At 42.8% G+C, this 15,130-nt stretch carries 14 protein-coding genes and 1 pseudogene; 11 read left to right on the forward strand and 4 right to left on the reverse strand.

What is annotated here, in order from left to right; genetic code table 11:
- Positions 1 to 1,162: 1,162 nt before the first annotated feature.
- Together ACM0OZ_RS24840 and ACM0OZ_RS24845 are read left to right on the forward strand one after the other, a co-directional pair.
- The gene (locus tag ACM0OZ_RS24840; RefSeq protein WP_414585498.1) at positions 1,163 to 2,098 is read left to right on the forward strand and encodes a hypothetical protein; all 936 of its coding nucleotides are present in this window, start codon (positions 1,163 to 1,165) and stop codon (positions 2,096 to 2,098) included.
- Between the two features lie 149 nt (positions 2,099 to 2,247).
- Positions 2,248 to 2,781 (forward strand): annotated as a pseudogene (locus tag ACM0OZ_RS24845) (exopolysaccharide biosynthesis polyprenyl glycosylphosphotransferase); the annotation flags it as partial.
- A gap of 265 nt (positions 2,782 to 3,046) precedes the next feature.
- On the opposite strand, the gene ACM0OZ_RS24850 reads toward ACM0OZ_RS24845, so the two are convergent.
- Positions 3,047 to 4,126 carry an RNA-guided endonuclease InsQ/TnpB family protein gene (locus tag ACM0OZ_RS24850; protein WP_414585499.1) on the reverse strand — a complete coding sequence of 360 codons (1,080 nt, stop codon included), beginning with the start codon at positions 4,124 to 4,126 and terminating at the stop codon, positions 3,047 to 3,049.
- Positions 4,127 to 4,186: 60 nt separating this feature from the next.
- On the opposite strand from ACM0OZ_RS24850, the gene ACM0OZ_RS24855 reads away from it, so the two are divergent.
- Positions 4,187 to 4,375, forward strand: a complete 189-nt coding sequence (locus ACM0OZ_RS24855; protein ID WP_414585500.1) for a hypothetical protein — start codon at positions 4,187 to 4,189, stop codon at positions 4,373 to 4,375.
- Positions 4,376 to 4,460: 85 nt separating this feature from the next.
- Here the strand turns inward: ACM0OZ_RS24855 and pgsA are convergent, their stop codons facing one another.
- Positions 4,461 to 4,997 carry a CDP-diacylglycerol--glycerol-3-phosphate 3-phosphatidyltransferase gene (gene pgsA, locus ACM0OZ_RS24860; RefSeq protein ID WP_414585501.1) on the reverse strand — a complete coding sequence of 179 codons (537 nt, stop codon included), beginning with the start codon at positions 4,995 to 4,997 and terminating at the stop codon, positions 4,461 to 4,463.
- Between the two features lie 219 nt (positions 4,998 to 5,216).
- Here pgsA and ACM0OZ_RS24865 point away from each other — a divergent pair, with 219 nt between their 5' ends.
- Positions 5,217 to 6,653 (forward strand): aspartate ammonia-lyase, encoded by a 1,437-nt coding sequence (locus ACM0OZ_RS24865; protein ID WP_414585502.1) that lies wholly within the window; start codon positions 5,217 to 5,219, stop codon positions 6,651 to 6,653.
- 70 nt (positions 6,654 to 6,723) lie between these two features.
- On the forward strand, positions 6,724 to 7,695 hold the full coding sequence (locus tag ACM0OZ_RS24870; protein WP_414585503.1) for a DUF362 domain-containing protein: 972 nt from the start codon (positions 6,724 to 6,726) through the stop codon (positions 7,693 to 7,695).
- A 1,103-nt stretch (positions 7,696 to 8,798) separates the two neighbouring features.
- Here the strand turns inward: ACM0OZ_RS24870 and ACM0OZ_RS24875 are convergent.
- The gene (locus tag ACM0OZ_RS24875) at positions 8,799 to 8,942 is read right to left on the reverse strand and encodes a hypothetical protein (RefSeq protein WP_414585504.1); all 144 of its coding nucleotides are present in this window, start codon (positions 8,940 to 8,942) and stop codon (positions 8,799 to 8,801) included.
- Positions 8,943 to 9,457: 515 nt separating this feature from the next.
- Here ACM0OZ_RS24875 and ACM0OZ_RS24880 point away from each other — a divergent pair.
- The 6 genes from ACM0OZ_RS24880 to rpsU all read left to right on the forward strand — a co-directional run bounded on the left by ACM0OZ_RS24880 (position 9,458) and on the right by rpsU (position 13,896).
- Entirely contained in the window at positions 9,458 to 9,529 is a 72-nt protein-coding gene (locus ACM0OZ_RS24880; protein WP_414585547.1) for a hypothetical protein, read from the forward strand.
- Positions 9,530 to 10,100: 571 nt separating this feature from the next.
- Positions 10,101 to 10,616 carry an inorganic diphosphatase gene (locus tag ACM0OZ_RS24885; RefSeq protein WP_414585505.1) on the forward strand — a complete coding sequence of 172 codons (516 nt, stop codon included), beginning with the start codon at positions 10,101 to 10,103 and terminating at the stop codon, positions 10,614 to 10,616.
- Positions 10,617 to 10,735: 119 nt separating this feature from the next.
- The gene (gene panD, locus ACM0OZ_RS24890) at positions 10,736 to 11,119 is read left to right on the forward strand and encodes an aspartate 1-decarboxylase (RefSeq protein WP_414585506.1); all 384 of its coding nucleotides are present in this window, start codon (positions 10,736 to 10,738) and stop codon (positions 11,117 to 11,119) included.
- A 12-nt stretch (positions 11,120 to 11,131) separates the two neighbouring features.
- Positions 11,132 to 12,031 (forward strand): MBL fold metallo-hydrolase, encoded by a 900-nt coding sequence (locus ACM0OZ_RS24895; RefSeq protein WP_414585507.1) that lies wholly within the window; start codon positions 11,132 to 11,134, stop codon positions 12,029 to 12,031.
- A gap of 397 nt (positions 12,032 to 12,428) precedes the next feature.
- Positions 12,429 to 12,758 carry an RNA recognition motif domain-containing protein gene (locus ACM0OZ_RS24900; RefSeq protein WP_414585508.1) on the forward strand — a complete coding sequence of 110 codons (330 nt, stop codon included), beginning with the start codon at positions 12,429 to 12,431 and terminating at the stop codon, positions 12,756 to 12,758.
- A 952-nt stretch (positions 12,759 to 13,710) separates the two neighbouring features.
- A complete protein-coding gene (rpsU, locus tag ACM0OZ_RS24905; protein WP_041040619.1) occupies positions 13,711 to 13,896 on the forward strand; it encodes a 30S ribosomal protein S21 in 186 nt (61 codons plus the stop codon).
- A gap of 116 nt (positions 13,897 to 14,012) precedes the next feature.
- On the opposite strand, the gene ACM0OZ_RS24910 is transcribed toward rpsU, so the two are convergent.
- Complete coding sequence (locus tag ACM0OZ_RS24910) at positions 14,013 to 15,101, reverse strand: anthranilate phosphoribosyltransferase family protein (RefSeq protein ID WP_414585510.1); 1,089 nt, start codon at positions 15,099 to 15,101, stop codon at positions 14,013 to 14,015.
- Positions 15,102 to 15,130 lie beyond the last annotated feature (29 nt).

The raw sequence follows: 15,130 nt of genomic DNA on the forward strand, positions 1-15,130 counted from the left end.
TTTTGAGTTAATAATTTTGAATTTCCACGTAAGGGTATCAGACTTTTCATTTTGAATTGATACGTGAATTTCAAATTCTCCCGTTCGCCCCATCAGTGCCGAAGGCATAGGAAAAGGCGGCTGATGCTGCTCCTTTCTGAATGCGATTTAGTAGTAAAAACACAGAATAGCGTTACTTGCTGATCAAAAATTATCAAGTATTTTCCTAAGAAAAACCTACGTATTTTTACTGTTTTTTCAATCTGCTTTTACTTATTTTTTGTAAGTATTACATATTACTTGATTGCTATAAGTGATTTGACTTTTCATTCGCCCATGAGACTTCTTACATAAATACCTAGATACCAATTCTCGTTTGGCTGCAGTACACTTTGACCCCACCCCGGTTTTGTCTCGTGCTAAAACCTCCCTACCCCTAATCTCCAGAGGGAGTCCCGAGTTCCCCGAGCTTCGGGGAGGGGCGGCGCGGGGTGGGGCAAACCAACGTGGGATAAACGTTTGAACGTTAAGTTGGCACCAATGTTCTATGCCGTGCCCCTACCGTGTAGCGTGTATTCTATGCGAGTGAGAATCGCTATATAGCAGTTAAATCATTCGTGAACAACAAGATTCCCGACTTCGCAAAAGAAGTCGGGAATCTAAGCCGAAAAATGTCTATTTTTGTCAATCAGTAATGTTACTGAAATATTTCACTTTTCCCATAATGGAGTGATTTGGGGTAGCAGGTTGTGGAATGCTTACCGCAAGATTGTACTCAGAACCGCTTCTAAAAACCTACGCATATCTAGGCATAAATTCGTAAATATGAGCAAGCCCAACTCCACGGTGTAAGTTCGCTCTTAACTGAACCGTATTGATATTCTTTCCAAAAAATACGTAATTTCCACATGATTATTTCGTTGTATTACTGACTATAAATAGGTGTTTCTTATTAAAAAAATGGCTGATTGAAGTCATCCCTTGAACTAAGCTGTCGCGCCTACAAGTTGCAAAGCGACTAATAACAAAGTTCTTGTGGGATGAGCTGGCAGGCCGTCCAGACAATTCAAGTTAAAAGCGCGACAGCTTAAAGGCTTAGATTTTCAGTTTTAGTATTACCAGGTTCCATATTTTGTTTAGTGTTGCCAGTCAACACTATAATCACGTGTCCTAATTAATACAAATGAGTATTACCCTTGCCCTCAGCAATAAAGCAAATAAGTTACATCAAATCAAAAATATCCTGCCTGTATTACTTTTAGTAGGGGATATTCTGGGCTTAGTTCTCAGTTTGACGCTTGTTTCATGGTTGCGTTTAGGTGAAAAATTCGATTCGTTTGATCCAGTTGTTTATGGATTTATCCTACTGGTTCTTATAGGGCTTTATCTGGCAAATACTTACCACCCAGATACTCAAATTGCGGGTTTACGGGCTCCATCTCGTATTTTCATCAGTAATGTGATCGTGGGTGGCATAACTGCTGCCCTGATTTACCTGACAGGGACTTGGGGACAAAATCCACTCTTTGGACGGGGAGTTTTGCTATCCAGTCTGGGAATATTCACAATCTGGGCGGTGATCTCACGTATGTGGACGCTCAAGTGGGTGCGATCGCATGCCCAGCAAAGTCGTTGGTTGATGCTGGGTACAGGCGAGAAAGCGATCCACTTTGGACAAACCTTTCTCAAACTTGACTTATTCGGGCGGTTAGTTGTCCTAGCGGAAGGCGAACAACCTCCAAAACATTTAGCACAGAGCCGTATAGATTGTCCCGGTAGCCTAAGTGACTTGCCAAAATGGAGTCAACAGCCTTGGTCAGGGGTGGTCGTCGCAACCCAAATGGACTTACCTGATACGCAAGTGCGGCAGTTGATGCAAATGCGCCTACAAGGCATCCCCGTTTACACGCTACCAGATGTTTGTGAAACCTTGTGGTATAAACTCCCTTCATCGTTGTTACAGGATAGCTGGCTCGCTTTTGGTGGTGGTTTTAACCTAGCTTCCGGTAGCTTTAATCTGAAGCTAAAGCGATTTGCAGACAAGATTCTCGCATGGCTGTTACCGAAGAAAGGCAGAGGGCAGAGGGCAGAGGGCAGAAGGAAAGAAGGTAAGCTTTGATACAAAAATAAGTCCTCTGTTCTCTGCCATAAGGTTTAAAGCCCCTGAATTTATTTATGGAGAAAAATAAACGCGTAGCAACTTTATTAAATCCCCCGAATTCATTCGTGGGGACGCCTTCTGCCTTCTGCCTTCGTACTTCTGCCTTCTTAATGCTGTTTCTGTCTCCACTTATGCTGCTTGCGGCACTGGCAATTAAGTTAGATAGTCCAGGTTCAGTCTTCTACACTCAAATACGAACAGGCTTAGAAGGTAAACCTTTTAGAGTTTACAAATTCCGCTCTATGTATCAGGATGCTGAAAAACGAGGGGCGCAATGGGCTAATGAACGCGATCCTCGGATCACCAGAGTAGGACGCTGGCTACGTCTCACCCGCATCGATGAACTACCCCAGATTCTCAATATCTTACGGGGAGAGATGAGCCTGATCGGTCCTCGTCCAGAACGACCAGAATTTGATCTCAAACTGAGACAAGAAATTCCTTACTATGACCTGCGTTATTTGGTCAAACCGGGAATCACCGGTTGGGCGCAGGTGATGTATCCCTACGGCGCGTCTGTTGAGGATGCCTACGAAAAGTTAGCTTACGACCTGTACTACATTAAGAATTATTCTTTGTGGTTAGATTTAGCTATTGTGTTCAAAACCATCCGCGTGGTGTTATTGGGTAAAGGCAGATGAAGAATATTTGAAAACCGCAGATGGACACCGAAGTAGATAGACGCAGACAAATACAGATAATTTATCTGTGTGCACCCCCCTCATTTTCCCCTACAAGAGCTATGGTGTACACACAAATCATCAAATGACTCAAAATTTCTTCCCTACACGCACGGAACTTCACCTTGCCCTGTCGGGTATCCCTGCTATATAAAACCTAGACTTGTCTAGACATTTACTTCTTTCTTCATCGGGAGCATGGGAGCGGTTAGCCCTCAGAAAGCATTCACGCCTTAGCCAGACGCGATAAGTTAATTGCGGCATTCAAATCCCTGTCTATTACGTACCTACAATGTTCACACTCGTAAATACGTTGACTTAACAACAGGGTTTCTTTTTTGCAACCGCATCTGCTACAGGTTTTAGAGGATGGATACCACCTAGACGCCAAAACTAGCTTGCTTCCAAACTTCTTGCACTTGTATTCAAGCTGTCTTTTGAATTCATGAAATCCGCAATCAGCTATGGATTGGGCAAGCTTATGGTTTTGCATCATGCCTGAAACATTCAAGTCCTCAATCACTATCACAGCGTGGTTTTTGCATAAGTGATTGGTTACTTTGTGGAGCGAATCTTTGCGAATGTTTGAAACGCTCTGGTGATGCTTTGCTAACTTGATTTTTGACTTATGGCGATTGTTACTGCCTTTGGTCTTCCGTGCCAAAGATGCCGACAGTCGCTTTAACTTTTGAATGTTTTTCTTGTAGGCTTTAGGGTTTGGAAACACAATACCAGTACTAAGTGTAGCCAGTTCTTTTATTCCCAAATCCACTCCTACAACCTCTACGGGCTTTGGCGTAACCTTGGTTTCAACTTCATACGCGAACGCAATATACCAGTCATCAGCTATCCGAGATATTGTTAGTTTGGTAGTCGTTGTGTGAGGCAATCCCTCGTAAGTTTTAACCCATCCAATGGTTGGTAGTTTGACGCGCACACCACCCACAGGTATAGGCTTTCCGCTAGCGTCAATAGTGAAAGCATCGTTCTGACCTTTCTTTTTGAACTTTGGATAGCCGCCCAGTCCTTTAAAGAATCGGTCGTAAGCTGCACCTAGTTGCTCAAAAGCGTATTGAGTAATCTTCTGACAAATTCCTTTCTCTTTTATCCATTCCAACTGTGTCTTAACTGAGTTGTTAAAGAACTTCTTGAGAAGGTATTTGTTAGGCTTAAGTCCATCTTCATACAAGCTTTTCCAAGTTGCCAAACCCCAATTGTAGGTAAATCGCGCTATACCTGCGTGTTTACTCATTATAGTTTTTTGTTCCGCCGTTAGTTTCAGCTTAGTCTTGATGGATAAAAGCATTGATCGACCTCAATGTTTGTGTTATAAATATTAGTATACTGATATATAAAATTTGCGTCAATGCCTTTCCAGAAAAAACATAAGCTTGGGGCGCTTCCTTTCAATGAGGAACCCTTTGATAAGTCACCAGTGTGTTTCAAAGTACGCGAGGGTGTTAGAGAGAAGCTTAAAACCGTTCCTGGCTGGCAAGAACGGCTAAGAGAATTCGTTGACGAGTTGATTGAAAGTGCGGGGGATAGTTGTCAGTAGGTGACTAGGCTTGTCTACGATTACGGCTACTTGGGACAAACTCTCCTTAATAAGGAGAGGGAAAGATTTTAGCTACGCGATACCGTTAAATTTTTTCTTCTTTTGGGCTAGTCATGTTACCTTTTTCAGGCAAAAGGTAAATTGCCCCAGAAATTAAAGTGAGGCTCACAGAAATCCAGAAGGCAACCACAGAAGGTAATTGCCACGCTTGAGGTAATGGTGCAATCAAAAGTGCGATCGCCACAATTTGACTCACAGTTTTGAGCTTACCCCAAATATTTGCTCCCGTAATCTTGGTTTGACTGACGCGCCAACCTGCAATTGCTAACTCCCGCGCCAAAATCAGAAACACTCCCCAAGCAGGGACTTGTCCTAGTTCTATTAAAACCAGTAACGGCGCAAGCACCAGTAATTTATCAACTAAAGGGTCAAGAAACTTGCCCAAGTCGGTGATTTGGTTAAGTTTCCGTGCTAAATAGCCATCTAACCAATCAGTCAGCGAGGCGACGAGAAAAATCGCCAAACAAATCCATCTAGCTTCGGGTGCCGGGTTGTGTAAACCATACAGCAGAAATGGTATACCCAAAAGGCGAGAGAAAGTAATCCAGTTAGGTAAGGTCATAAGCAATTCAAAATTCAAAATTCAAAATTCAAAATTAGAAAACCCAATGCTGATAATGCGTCTAATTGCTAACTATAGGTGTAAGAGGTTAGGAACAGGGGGATAAGGGGACAAGGGCGGACAAGGAAGTCTTCTTTAACCCACTACTTATGACCACACCTCTTGACTAATGACTAATGACTAATGACTAATGACTAATGACTAATTTCAACAAATAGCATGACACAACAAACAGATTCTGGCGTAAGAATAGAACGCGATTCGATGGGCGATCGCCAACTACTGAGTAGTGCTTACTACGGTATCCAAACGCTGCGGGCTACAGAAAATTTTCCAATCAGCGGAATCAAGCCTTTGTCTACTTACGTGGACGCGTGCGTAATAATTAAAAAAGCTACAGCTATTGTCAATGGTGAACTGGGCTGTATCCCCCAAGATATAAGTAAGGCAATTGTCCAAGCTGCGGATGAAGTGCTTGCTGGAAAGTTCCGCGACCAATTTGTGGTAGATGTCTATCAAGCTGGTGCTGGTACTTCCCATCACATGAATGTTAACGAAGTCTTGGCAAATCGCGCTTTAGAAATTCTGGGGGAAGAAAAAGGCAATTACCAGCGCGTGAGCCCCAACGACCATGTAAACTATGGGCAGTCTACCAATGATGTGATTCCGACAGCAATTCGTATTGGTGGCTTATTGGCTTTATCAAAAACGCTACACCCAGCTTTAGAGAAGGCAATAGCAGCACTAGAAGAAAAAGCTGAAGAATTCAAAGATGTCGTTAGATCCGGTAGAACCCATATGCAAGATGCGGTACCCGTGCGTTTGGGTGAGAATTTTCGCGCTTGGGCGTACATCCTCACAGAACACCAAAACCGCATCTACACAGCCTCTTCTGATTTAATGGTGCTGGGTTTGGGAGGGAGTGCAGCCGGTACGGGGTTAAACACCCACCCTCAGTATCGTGCGCTTGTGGTAAAAACTATATCAGAGTTAATTAATTTGCCTCTAGAACCTGCACCCCATCTTATGGCAGCAATGCAGAGTATGGCACCGTTTGTTAATGTTTCCGGTGCTTTACGCAACTTAGCTCAAGACCTAGTCAAAATATCTCATGACTTGCGTCTGATGGATTCGGGACCAAAAACTGGCTTAAAGGAAATTCAACTACCGCCAGTGCAACCAGGTTCCTCGATTATGCCAGGGAAGTACAACCCAGTGATGGCAGAGATGACATCAATGGTATGCTTTCAGGTGATGGGTTACGATAGTGCGATCGCCCTTGCCGCACAAGCAGGACAACTAGAACTGAATGTGATGATGCCCCTGATTGCCTATAACCTGATTCACAGTATCGAAATTCTAGGCAATACCATTGCTGCACTCACCGAACGCTGTATTCAGGGAATTACTGCTAACCAGGAACGTTGTTTGGCATACGCTGAAGGCAGTTTAGCTTTGGTAACAGCATTAAATCCGCACATTGGTTATTTGAATGCGGCGGCTGTCGCCAAAGAATCTTTGGAAACAGGCAAATCTCTACGGCAGATTGTCTTGGAACGCGGACTGATGAGTGAAGCCCAATTAGCTCAAGTGTTAAACCTGGAACAAATGAGTACGATTTTGCCTCTAAGTATAGACGACGGCATATCGGATTAAAGAACAAAGAAGGAAGATATAAGAAAGAATTCTTCCTTCTTTATTTTTCTTCTTTGTTCTTTACTTAATCATGCAAACCCAAACACCGTCGGTTAGTCTTATTCGCGCTACTTCCTACGAACGGGAAGCACTTAGGGAATCTTTAGAAACGCTGCTGGAACCTTTGGGAGGAATGGCGGCGTTTGTCAAACCAGGAAACCGCGTTCTACTCAAACCAAATCTGCTGACAGGCGCACGTCCTGGCAAAGAGTGTACCACTCGCCCAGAACTCGTTTACGCAGTCGCCCAGATGGTTATGGAAGCAGGTGGCAAGCCATTTTTGGGGGATAGTCCCGCTTTTGGTAGTGCCAAGGGAGTTGCAGTGGCAAATGGTTATCTGCCTATTTTAGAAGAACTTAATCTCCCCATCATCGATTTTCACGGTCAGCGTTACCAAACAGTCAACGAAGCCTTTAACCATCTGCTGCTGTGCAAAGAGGCGATGGAAGCGGATGTGGTAATTAACTTACCGAAGGTGAAATCCCATACCCAACTGGTGCTAACTTTGGGGGTAAAAAACTTGTTTGGTTGCGTTCCAGGCAAGATGAAAGCTTGGTGGCACATGGAAGTAGGAAAAGACGCGAACCGATTTGGTGAAATGTTAGTGGAAACCGCTAGGGCAATTGATCCCGACTTAACCATCACTGACGGGATCATTGGTCATGAAGGCAATGGTCCTAGTGGCGGTGAACCTCGCGCACTGGGCGTTTTGGCAGCATCACCAGATGTTTTTGCTTTGGATCGGGCAATGGTAGAAATCCTTAATGTTCGACCAGAACAAGTACCCACCGTTGCTGCATCAATACGGCTCGGGTTAATTGATGCGCTAGACACCATCCACTTTCCTCAACTGCATCCCGATTTACTAAAAATAGATGATTGGCAGCTACCAGATAAGTTTTTACCCATCGATTTTGGAATGCCTCGCGTTATTAAGTCTACGTTTAAACATCTTTACATAAGATTTATCAAAGAACGCATGAGTGCATATGCCAGACGATAGTTGAATTTAGTGCTTGATGCTAGCAACAAGTGCAAACTCTGTTACAACAATTCCATGCATTGGCAGAGTAAGCTGTAAATACCCTCCGATTGCTTAACCAGACCGCCCTAATTAAGTGGCGGTTTTTTTCATGAGTTATTAATCATGACGTGAGTTCGATGAATTTAATTTGACCAAGAAAAACCGCAGAGTAGGAACTCAGAAATCAGAATATTAAACGCGTTTTTGGGTAGGAATTAAGAGTAAGGTTGCGCTCGTATTGGTCTGGTGCCCCCGTCAATATCCTTTGGAGACGCGCGAAAGTTTTTCCGCACTTATTTCCCCCGGATTCCATCCGTGGGGATATTCCTAGCTGCGGTTCTGTGTTCTGCGTTCTTCTTAACTCGCTTCCATTCCTCTCCCATATAAGGCTGGAGTGATTTTCTAGATGTAGGGCGTGGAGTGCAGGGGAAATCATCAACTTTTCTCACTACCTCGTACATTTTAGTGTTGATCTATCAATGTTTGTGTGACGAACTATCAAATTTTTTCACCCACAGTTAAAAACATTTTTTGAGTGTAATCACTGACAAATAGTTTACCTGCTCGCTCATTTATTTGTACTTATTCTGTGTGGATATGCGGTCAAAAAACTGATTAATAGCTTCGTTCTCCCAAAGTCTCAAATCGTTGTAAATAAAATTACTTGCACTTTATTTTACTTATATTTACATAGTAAGTCTTGGGTAAAAATTTAAGGTATAAAACAACAATTGATGATATAAAAGCTGGTTTTATATAAGACTTTGAGGATATTAAAATGCGCAAATATGACCTACATCTAGTTCCACTACAAATATAATCTCAAAAATATTTTTGTATACTTTAATACTACTTAATTCTTCAATGCGTAAAACCATCATGACTTTGGAAAGTAAAGTAGCTTGCAAAATTAATGACAAACTGAAAAATCAAATGTTTGATAGCAACTTTGTATCAAGTGTTTCATGTATAAAAAAAATAGTATAATTTGCTGAAAAAATGATTGATATTATTTATTAATAAACAGTATCCGGTGAAAAAATAGCTAAAATAGTAGCAAGACTCTTTTAAAAAGAGCCAAACTAAAATTCAGGGAACGAAATTCGATTTTCTATGCATTCAAATACCCAATCTGCCGACTCTGCTGATACATATTCCCATAGATTGGCAGAGATTGTGGGAACTGCAATTGGTCTTTTAACTCTGACGCTACCCTTGTTTGTCATTGGACACTACTCTTCAAGCAGCGTTCAGAATGACCACCTACCCATTACATATAATGTAAAAACAAATGCGGATTAAAGAAAAATTGAAAAGATGAAGTCTTAGCAAGGAAGCTATTGAAAACAAAAACAGAAAACAGAATTTTCTGCCAAAGAGCTTGTAGAGAGATAATCAGGAATAATCCAATGTGAAATTTTGTTTTGCGTTAAAAGTAGGACTTTACGTCACTGACCCCACCCTACTCGGGATGGGGCTTGAAAAAAGAAAACTCACCACTTTCTTAATTCAAGACCAAGCCAGTGTCTAGACAACTAGCCCACAGGTTGCGTTCACGTAGTGTGCGCTTGCGCTTACGATGGGTTGGGACTGAACCAACTAGCATGGTAGCTCGTAGGACGGAAGAATGCCTCCCTAGTTCTTCTCCACTCCGTTGGTCAGTGTCGAAGGGATACATACACCCAATTGGGACTTATCGTAAATGTTCGTACCAGTCGTAGATTCAAACAATCGACCCTTGATGCCAACAACCCCTAGCAGGGCAAGACGTTGGATTAAGTCAGGCAAGGCTACACCATTCTTTAAAAATTAATTGTAAAGCCGTCAAACGAAGGACGGGGTAAGAGACCCAAGAATTTTCGATGAAGTAAAGTTGCACAGGCTTAATTAATTCGGGAAAATAAACAGGACAAAGGAAAACAAGGGAAATAAGAGACAAAAATCCGAGCAGGACTGGTGTCATTTTCTTTTTCTCTTGTTTTCTCATTTTTTTGCGTCTTTGGCGAAACGATGGACACTTTGCTTCCGCTTCGGGGAAATCTCTGAATACGGTTTGGATAAGATTTGATCCCCCCAGCGTTGCTTACTCCCGAACCGCTAGAAGAATACCGATTAAATGAACCACGTTCAAAGCAGCGTGTCCTCTAGACCACGTAGACAGGAGAAGAGAAGGAAGAAAGGAAGAAAATAGGTAATTTAGTACTACCGAAGCAACTAAAAAGCGGGGCTAATTGGCATAAACGTCAATTTAACGTTCAAAAAATGCAATAATGTAGGGCGTTTGTATAAGTTTTACATAGCAGTAGTCCATCTTAGCCTAAAATTCTACACGGGGAGCTAAGGATGGAGCTACCATAATTCACTGTTATCTGAGGAGTTTTGTTGTGGACTTATCGCGTATTCCTGCCCAACCGAAACCAGGTCTGATTAACGTTCTGATTGAAATTCCAGGCGGGAGTAAAAACAAATACGAATTTGACAAAGAACTGCAAGCTTTTGCCCTAGACCGGGTACTTTACTCGTCAGTACAATACCCATATGACTACGGCTTTGTACCCAACACCTTGGCGGATGATGGCGATCCATTGGATGGTATGGTAATTATCGATGAGCCAACTTTCCCAGGATGTGTCATAGCAGCAAGACCAATCGGTATGCTAGAGATGATAGACGGTGGCGATCGCGATGAGAAAATCCTTTGCGTTCCTGACAAAGACCCGCGTTACGCTTCTGTCAAATCTTTGAAAGACCTCGCACCACACCGACTAGAAGAAATAGCCGAATTTTTCCGCACATATAAAAATTTAGAGAAAAAGGTGACGGAAATTCGTGGGTGGCAAGATGTTGATCAAGTCTTGCCTTTAGTAGAAAAGTGCGTTCAAGCTGGCGCGAAAAAATGACCTGAAACTTTTTCACGTTCCTAGAACCAGTAAATACGCTGACAATAACACACTCACAGTAATCAGTTAATTATTGTCTAGACTGGTATCTGATAACTGATAACTCAAACTCAAACTCAATGCAGCGCACGCTTCTTTTGGCAAAAATTCACAACTGCACGCTCAGTGCGGCAAACATCAACTATGTAGGAAGTATCAGCGTAGACCAAGTTTTATTGGATAAAGCGGGTATCTTACCCTACGAGCAAGTGCAGGTAGTGAATGTTACCAATGGCGAGCGCTTCATCACTTATGCGATCCCGGCGGCAGCTGATTCAGGAGCAATTGAACTGAATGGAGCAGCAGCACGTTTAGGCATGATTGGCGATCGCTTGATTATAATGTCTTACGGGCAGTTCACTTCGGAAGAGTTAAAAACATACTCTCCCACAGTAGTCATTGTAGACGACAGAAATCGACTGTTGGAAGTGCGACGCTACGATGACCTGCTTAGTCAGACTTAGTTTCGAGCAAAGATGTCAAATTTTGAGCTGTCGCCTTCCTATAACCACTTAATTTCAGAGCAACGCCTACAGCATCTAGGCCCAAGGTCGGAATTTGTGGTGCAATTTTGGGGTGTGCGGGGTTTAATTCCGACACCAGGCAGCCACACCAGCCGATATGGTGGCAATACTGCTTGTGTAGAAATGCAGGTAGCCGGAAAACACTTGATTTTTGATGGGGGTACTGGTTTACGGCTACTTGGAAAAAGTTGCTTGCAACTGCAATCGCCGCTAGAAGTTCATTTATTTTTTACCAACTCCCAATCGAATCGTATCCAAGGATTTCCCTTTTTTGCCCCCGCATTTGTCAGCGAAAATTGCCTCCACGTTTACGGGACAGCCGCCTTAAATGGAGCCTCGATCAAACAATGCCTGTGTGATCAAATGCTCCAGCCGCACTTCCCTTACCCTTTACAGCTCATGCAATCTGACTTGCACTTCCATAATTTGACATCTGGTAAGGTGGTGAAGATAGATGATGTTACGATTACAACGGCAATCATTAATCACCACCAAAAATCAGTTGGCTATCGAGTCAGTTGGAAAGAGTACAGTGTTGCTTATGTTACAGATTTGCCGAAAAGTTCAAATGAAGTGGATCGAGGACGCATAGCACAGATCACAAAAGGCGTTGATTTGCTGATTGCTAATGCAACTTACGCTCCTCCAGCAGCACGTAATCACCATGAACCTGACTTTGACTGGGATACTGCTGTGGATTTGGCTAAAACTGCTGAAGTGAAATGGTTAATCATTTCTCATCATCATCCAGATGACAATGATGATTTTCTCGATCAAGTTCAGTTAGAAGTTCAATCTATCTTTCCTAAAGCATTACTAGCCCAAGAAGGTTTAGTTTTCCCTATTGTTTAATTGATTGTTAATTGTTAATAGTTAATGGTTTCTAATGAATAATAAATAATCGCTTATACATATTAACTAATTCTGAAACCGCCTTCACTAATTGAGTTGGTGGTTGCAGTTTTTTAACTACGGCACTAGGTTGTAGGGCAACTATAGCAAGGATTTCAGCATCTGCAAAGAAGTTGGTTCACAAACCCTTATCTCATAGAATTTTTAGCTTCAAATTGTATTTGATAATAGCACACAGTTTATGATAACTTTACTATATTTGACTCTTGTTGCGCAAGTGTAATCACGTTTTCTATGTTATCTTTAAAAAAGTGAGAATTATTTTCGGCTGTGTGACTAGTATTATAGTCGTCTCTCCGAATCTAAATCTCTACACCCCTGATTCTGGAGAGGTTCTATGTCAATTTTTGTCGGCAATCTATCTTATGATGTAGAAGAAGAAGACCTCAAAGAGGTCTTTTTAGAATATGGAACTGTTAAGAGAGTTCAAGTAGCGACAGACCGGGAAACTGGTCAAAAGAGAGGTTTTGCTTTTGTAGAAATGGGAACCGAGGCTGAAGAGGCAGCGGCGATTGATGCCCTAGATGGCGCTGAATGGATGGGTCGTAACCTCAAAGTTAATAAAGCTAAGCCCAAGACTGAAGGAGGTTCGGGTGGTAATAGACGCGGGGGAAACAATAGAGGAGGAGGAGGAGGAGGATACTCTTCTCGTGGTGGACGCTACTAAGCTTTGAGATAAGTTATAAGAGAAATGCCGAAAACCTCCGAGCTAGAGGCGCATAGCGCTGTATGCCGTACTTTAGGCGGAGGATGAAGGCTAGTTGCAGCCAAAAGGGCTGCCGTGATACAGTCGCAACATTAGAAAAGATTTAAAAATCCTACCTGTGGACTGCACCGAAAGTAGACGCCCGAAACAACCTTGAGGAGATATCACTACGCCCTATGGGCTTTCCGTGGTGAGCCTGGGAACCCCAGCGATGGGGATATTAAGGCAGAAATGTCTTAAGAATCTCTGCTCCTTTAGAACAGAGAGCAAAATTAAATAGCCAAAAACATTATTAAACTTATTCGTACTTATTTAGTATGAGTAAGTTTTTGATGTAAGAAGCAGGCATTGTATTATAAAATTGACTTAATGCCGAAAACCAAGGCTAAAAAAATCTGGTTTGTAAACCACAGTCGCGGTCATTACTAGCAAGCCTGTAAAAAGGTCAAACGGGAAGTCCACGGTTTGTTAAATTAGCTGAAAATAACGGGTGACAAATGGCTAAAAGCTTCAAACTTTAAACAGTTCGATATGTAGGATGGGCTACATCCGAATTTACGCCCGTGGACTGTTGGAGCCGACTCCCTTGATTGAAGCGGGAAACAGACCCTCTAAAGGAAACTTTAGTTGAATCATAAGCTTTAAATAAGTTTAGTCATGTTCTGTGTAGCAGTGTCAAGTACTTTGAGAAGGAGCCAGGTTTTTTTGGGTTATCACACTAGCCCCTCACTATTACTCGTGGAGAAGGAGACTCGCTATACGCTGCCAGGCTCCTTCTCCAATTGTTTTATCCTAAACTAAAGGATTTAACTCTCAAGTCGCAAGGGCAGAGAAGGGCTCTGCCCTTTTTGCTCACACGTTACTATATTATTTGTACCCAAGTACCAATTAAGTCAATTTAGTAGGAGAGAGAATGACCCAAATAGTTGTGGGCGAAAATGAAGGAATTGAGTCAGCCTTACGTCGATTTAAGCGACAAGTTTCCAAGGCGGGAATTTTTCCAGATTTAAAGAAACATCGTCACTTTGAAACACCTCTGCAAAAACTCAAGCGTAAAGCAGTCGCCAGATCAAAGCAGCGTAAGAGCCGTTTCCGCTAATCAAGACAACTGAAAGCTTGTGTGTTTTGTTCTGATGGCTTCGCACTCGGTGTGTCATGTTGACATTAACCAAGGGAAAGTCATATGAGCGCAATGCCATGAGGAAGATGAACCTCTTAGACAGGCTGAAACACTGTGGAAACTGAATTGACTGCCCCAGAAAGTTCTTGTAGTTTCTGAGCAATCACACCACGAGTTAACAATTCCTCTACCTTGGCTATACCCTCACGGATATCTGAACAAATTCCACAACGCCACAGGTAAAACCCTCCATTCCACAAGGCTGTTTGCATAAGTTCGGAGGGTTTGCCATTCAATACCCCTTGCATATCCGCAATCAATTCTTGAGTGGTACCGAGGGGTACATTCTTGGTTGTAAACCCATAATCACGAGGGGTTAGGTGTAAGCGTTCTATGGGTATAATCCCTATGTCATCTGGCTTGGGAGTTGTTGCTAAGCCGATGATAGCAGTGCGATCGCGTGGTAAGTCGCAGCTACCCTCCAACCCCTTCACTGTTGTAAACTTCGTCACTCCTCGCAAAGCCAAGGTGGTTTGGAACAAGGTTTCCGTGGGAGGATGAACAAACCCAGTGATTATATGAGCATCCCCCGCATAAGGACACCAAATGAGTTCCATTGTTGCCAAAGGCGGACGCTTGCCTAGTTGGTCACGATACTCCCAGAGACTATTTGTTAAGGGAAAATGCTTAGGAGTATAAACAAGGCAAATTCCAGTTTTTTCAAACACCTCCTGGGTTTTCTCCAGGGATAGTCTAGTCCAATCAACTCCTAACCCCTGCCAAATATCTACCAGCGGTACTCCGTATTTTGTGGGCAAACAATCTCCACCATGCATAACCACTGGTTGTCCACTTGCTGCTAGAACCAAAGCCGTTACGGGGCTAATGGGTGCAGTGCGAGTTCTGCCATCATAAGGTATGCCTAAAACTATTACTGGTTTTTCGGAGGAGACTGGTTGCAGTGAGGGCCCTAGTTCATCATATGCATCCAGCATTCCTGCTAACTCATCCGCTGTAGGACGTTTGATGCGGTGAGCAATTAAAAAAGCCCCGATTTGGGCTGGTGTCGCTTCTCCTAGCAACATCATCTTGGTGGCTGTAGCGGCTTCAGCACGAGTTAAGTTCTGTGCAGTATGCTCCCCACCACCTACCTTTTTGAGTAAATCCCTAAATACTTTGCTCATATTTTTATTTTTTGTCTTTTGTCAAAAGT

Origin of the sequence: Scytonema sp. PCC 10023, from assembly GCF_963920835.1 — a bacterium.
Lineage (GTDB): Bacteria > Cyanobacteriota > Cyanobacteriia > Cyanobacteriales > Nostocaceae > Kalymmatonema.

Excerpts from the sequence above, each read along its gene's own strand:
- ACM0OZ_RS24840 (WP_414585498.1), top strand. The coding sequence starts at position 1,163 with ATGAGTATTACCCTTGCCCTCAGCAATAAAGCAAATAAGTTACATCAA.
- ACM0OZ_RS24850 (WP_414585499.1), bottom strand. The coding sequence starts at position 4,126 with ATGCTTTTATCCATCAAGACTAAGCTGAAACTAACGGCGGAACAAAAA.
- ACM0OZ_RS24855 (WP_414585500.1), top strand. The coding sequence starts at position 4,187 with ATGCCTTTCCAGAAAAAACATAAGCTTGGGGCGCTTCCTTTCAATGAG.
- pgsA (WP_414585501.1), bottom strand. The coding sequence starts at position 4,997 with ATGACCTTACCTAACTGGATTACTTTCTCTCGCCTTTTGGGTATACCA.
- ACM0OZ_RS24865 (WP_414585502.1), top strand. The coding sequence starts at position 5,217 with ATGACACAACAAACAGATTCTGGCGTAAGAATAGAACGCGATTCGATG.
- ACM0OZ_RS24870 (WP_414585503.1), top strand. The coding sequence starts at position 6,724 with ATGCAAACCCAAACACCGTCGGTTAGTCTTATTCGCGCTACTTCCTAC.
- ACM0OZ_RS24875 (WP_414585504.1), bottom strand. The coding sequence starts at position 8,942 with ATGACAAACAAGGGTAGCGTCAGAGTTAAAAGACCAATTGCAGTTCCC.
- panD (WP_414585506.1), top strand. The coding sequence starts at position 10,736 with ATGCAGCGCACGCTTCTTTTGGCAAAAATTCACAACTGCACGCTCAGT.
- ACM0OZ_RS24895 (WP_414585507.1), top strand. The coding sequence starts at position 11,132 with ATGTCAAATTTTGAGCTGTCGCCTTCCTATAACCACTTAATTTCAGAG.
- ACM0OZ_RS24900 (WP_414585508.1), top strand. The coding sequence starts at position 12,429 with ATGTCAATTTTTGTCGGCAATCTATCTTATGATGTAGAAGAAGAAGAC.
- rpsU (WP_041040619.1), top strand. The coding sequence starts at position 13,711 with ATGACCCAAATAGTTGTGGGCGAAAATGAAGGAATTGAGTCAGCCTTA.
- ACM0OZ_RS24910 (WP_414585510.1), bottom strand. The coding sequence starts at position 15,101 with ATGAGCAAAGTATTTAGGGATTTACTCAAAAAGGTAGGTGGTGGGGAG.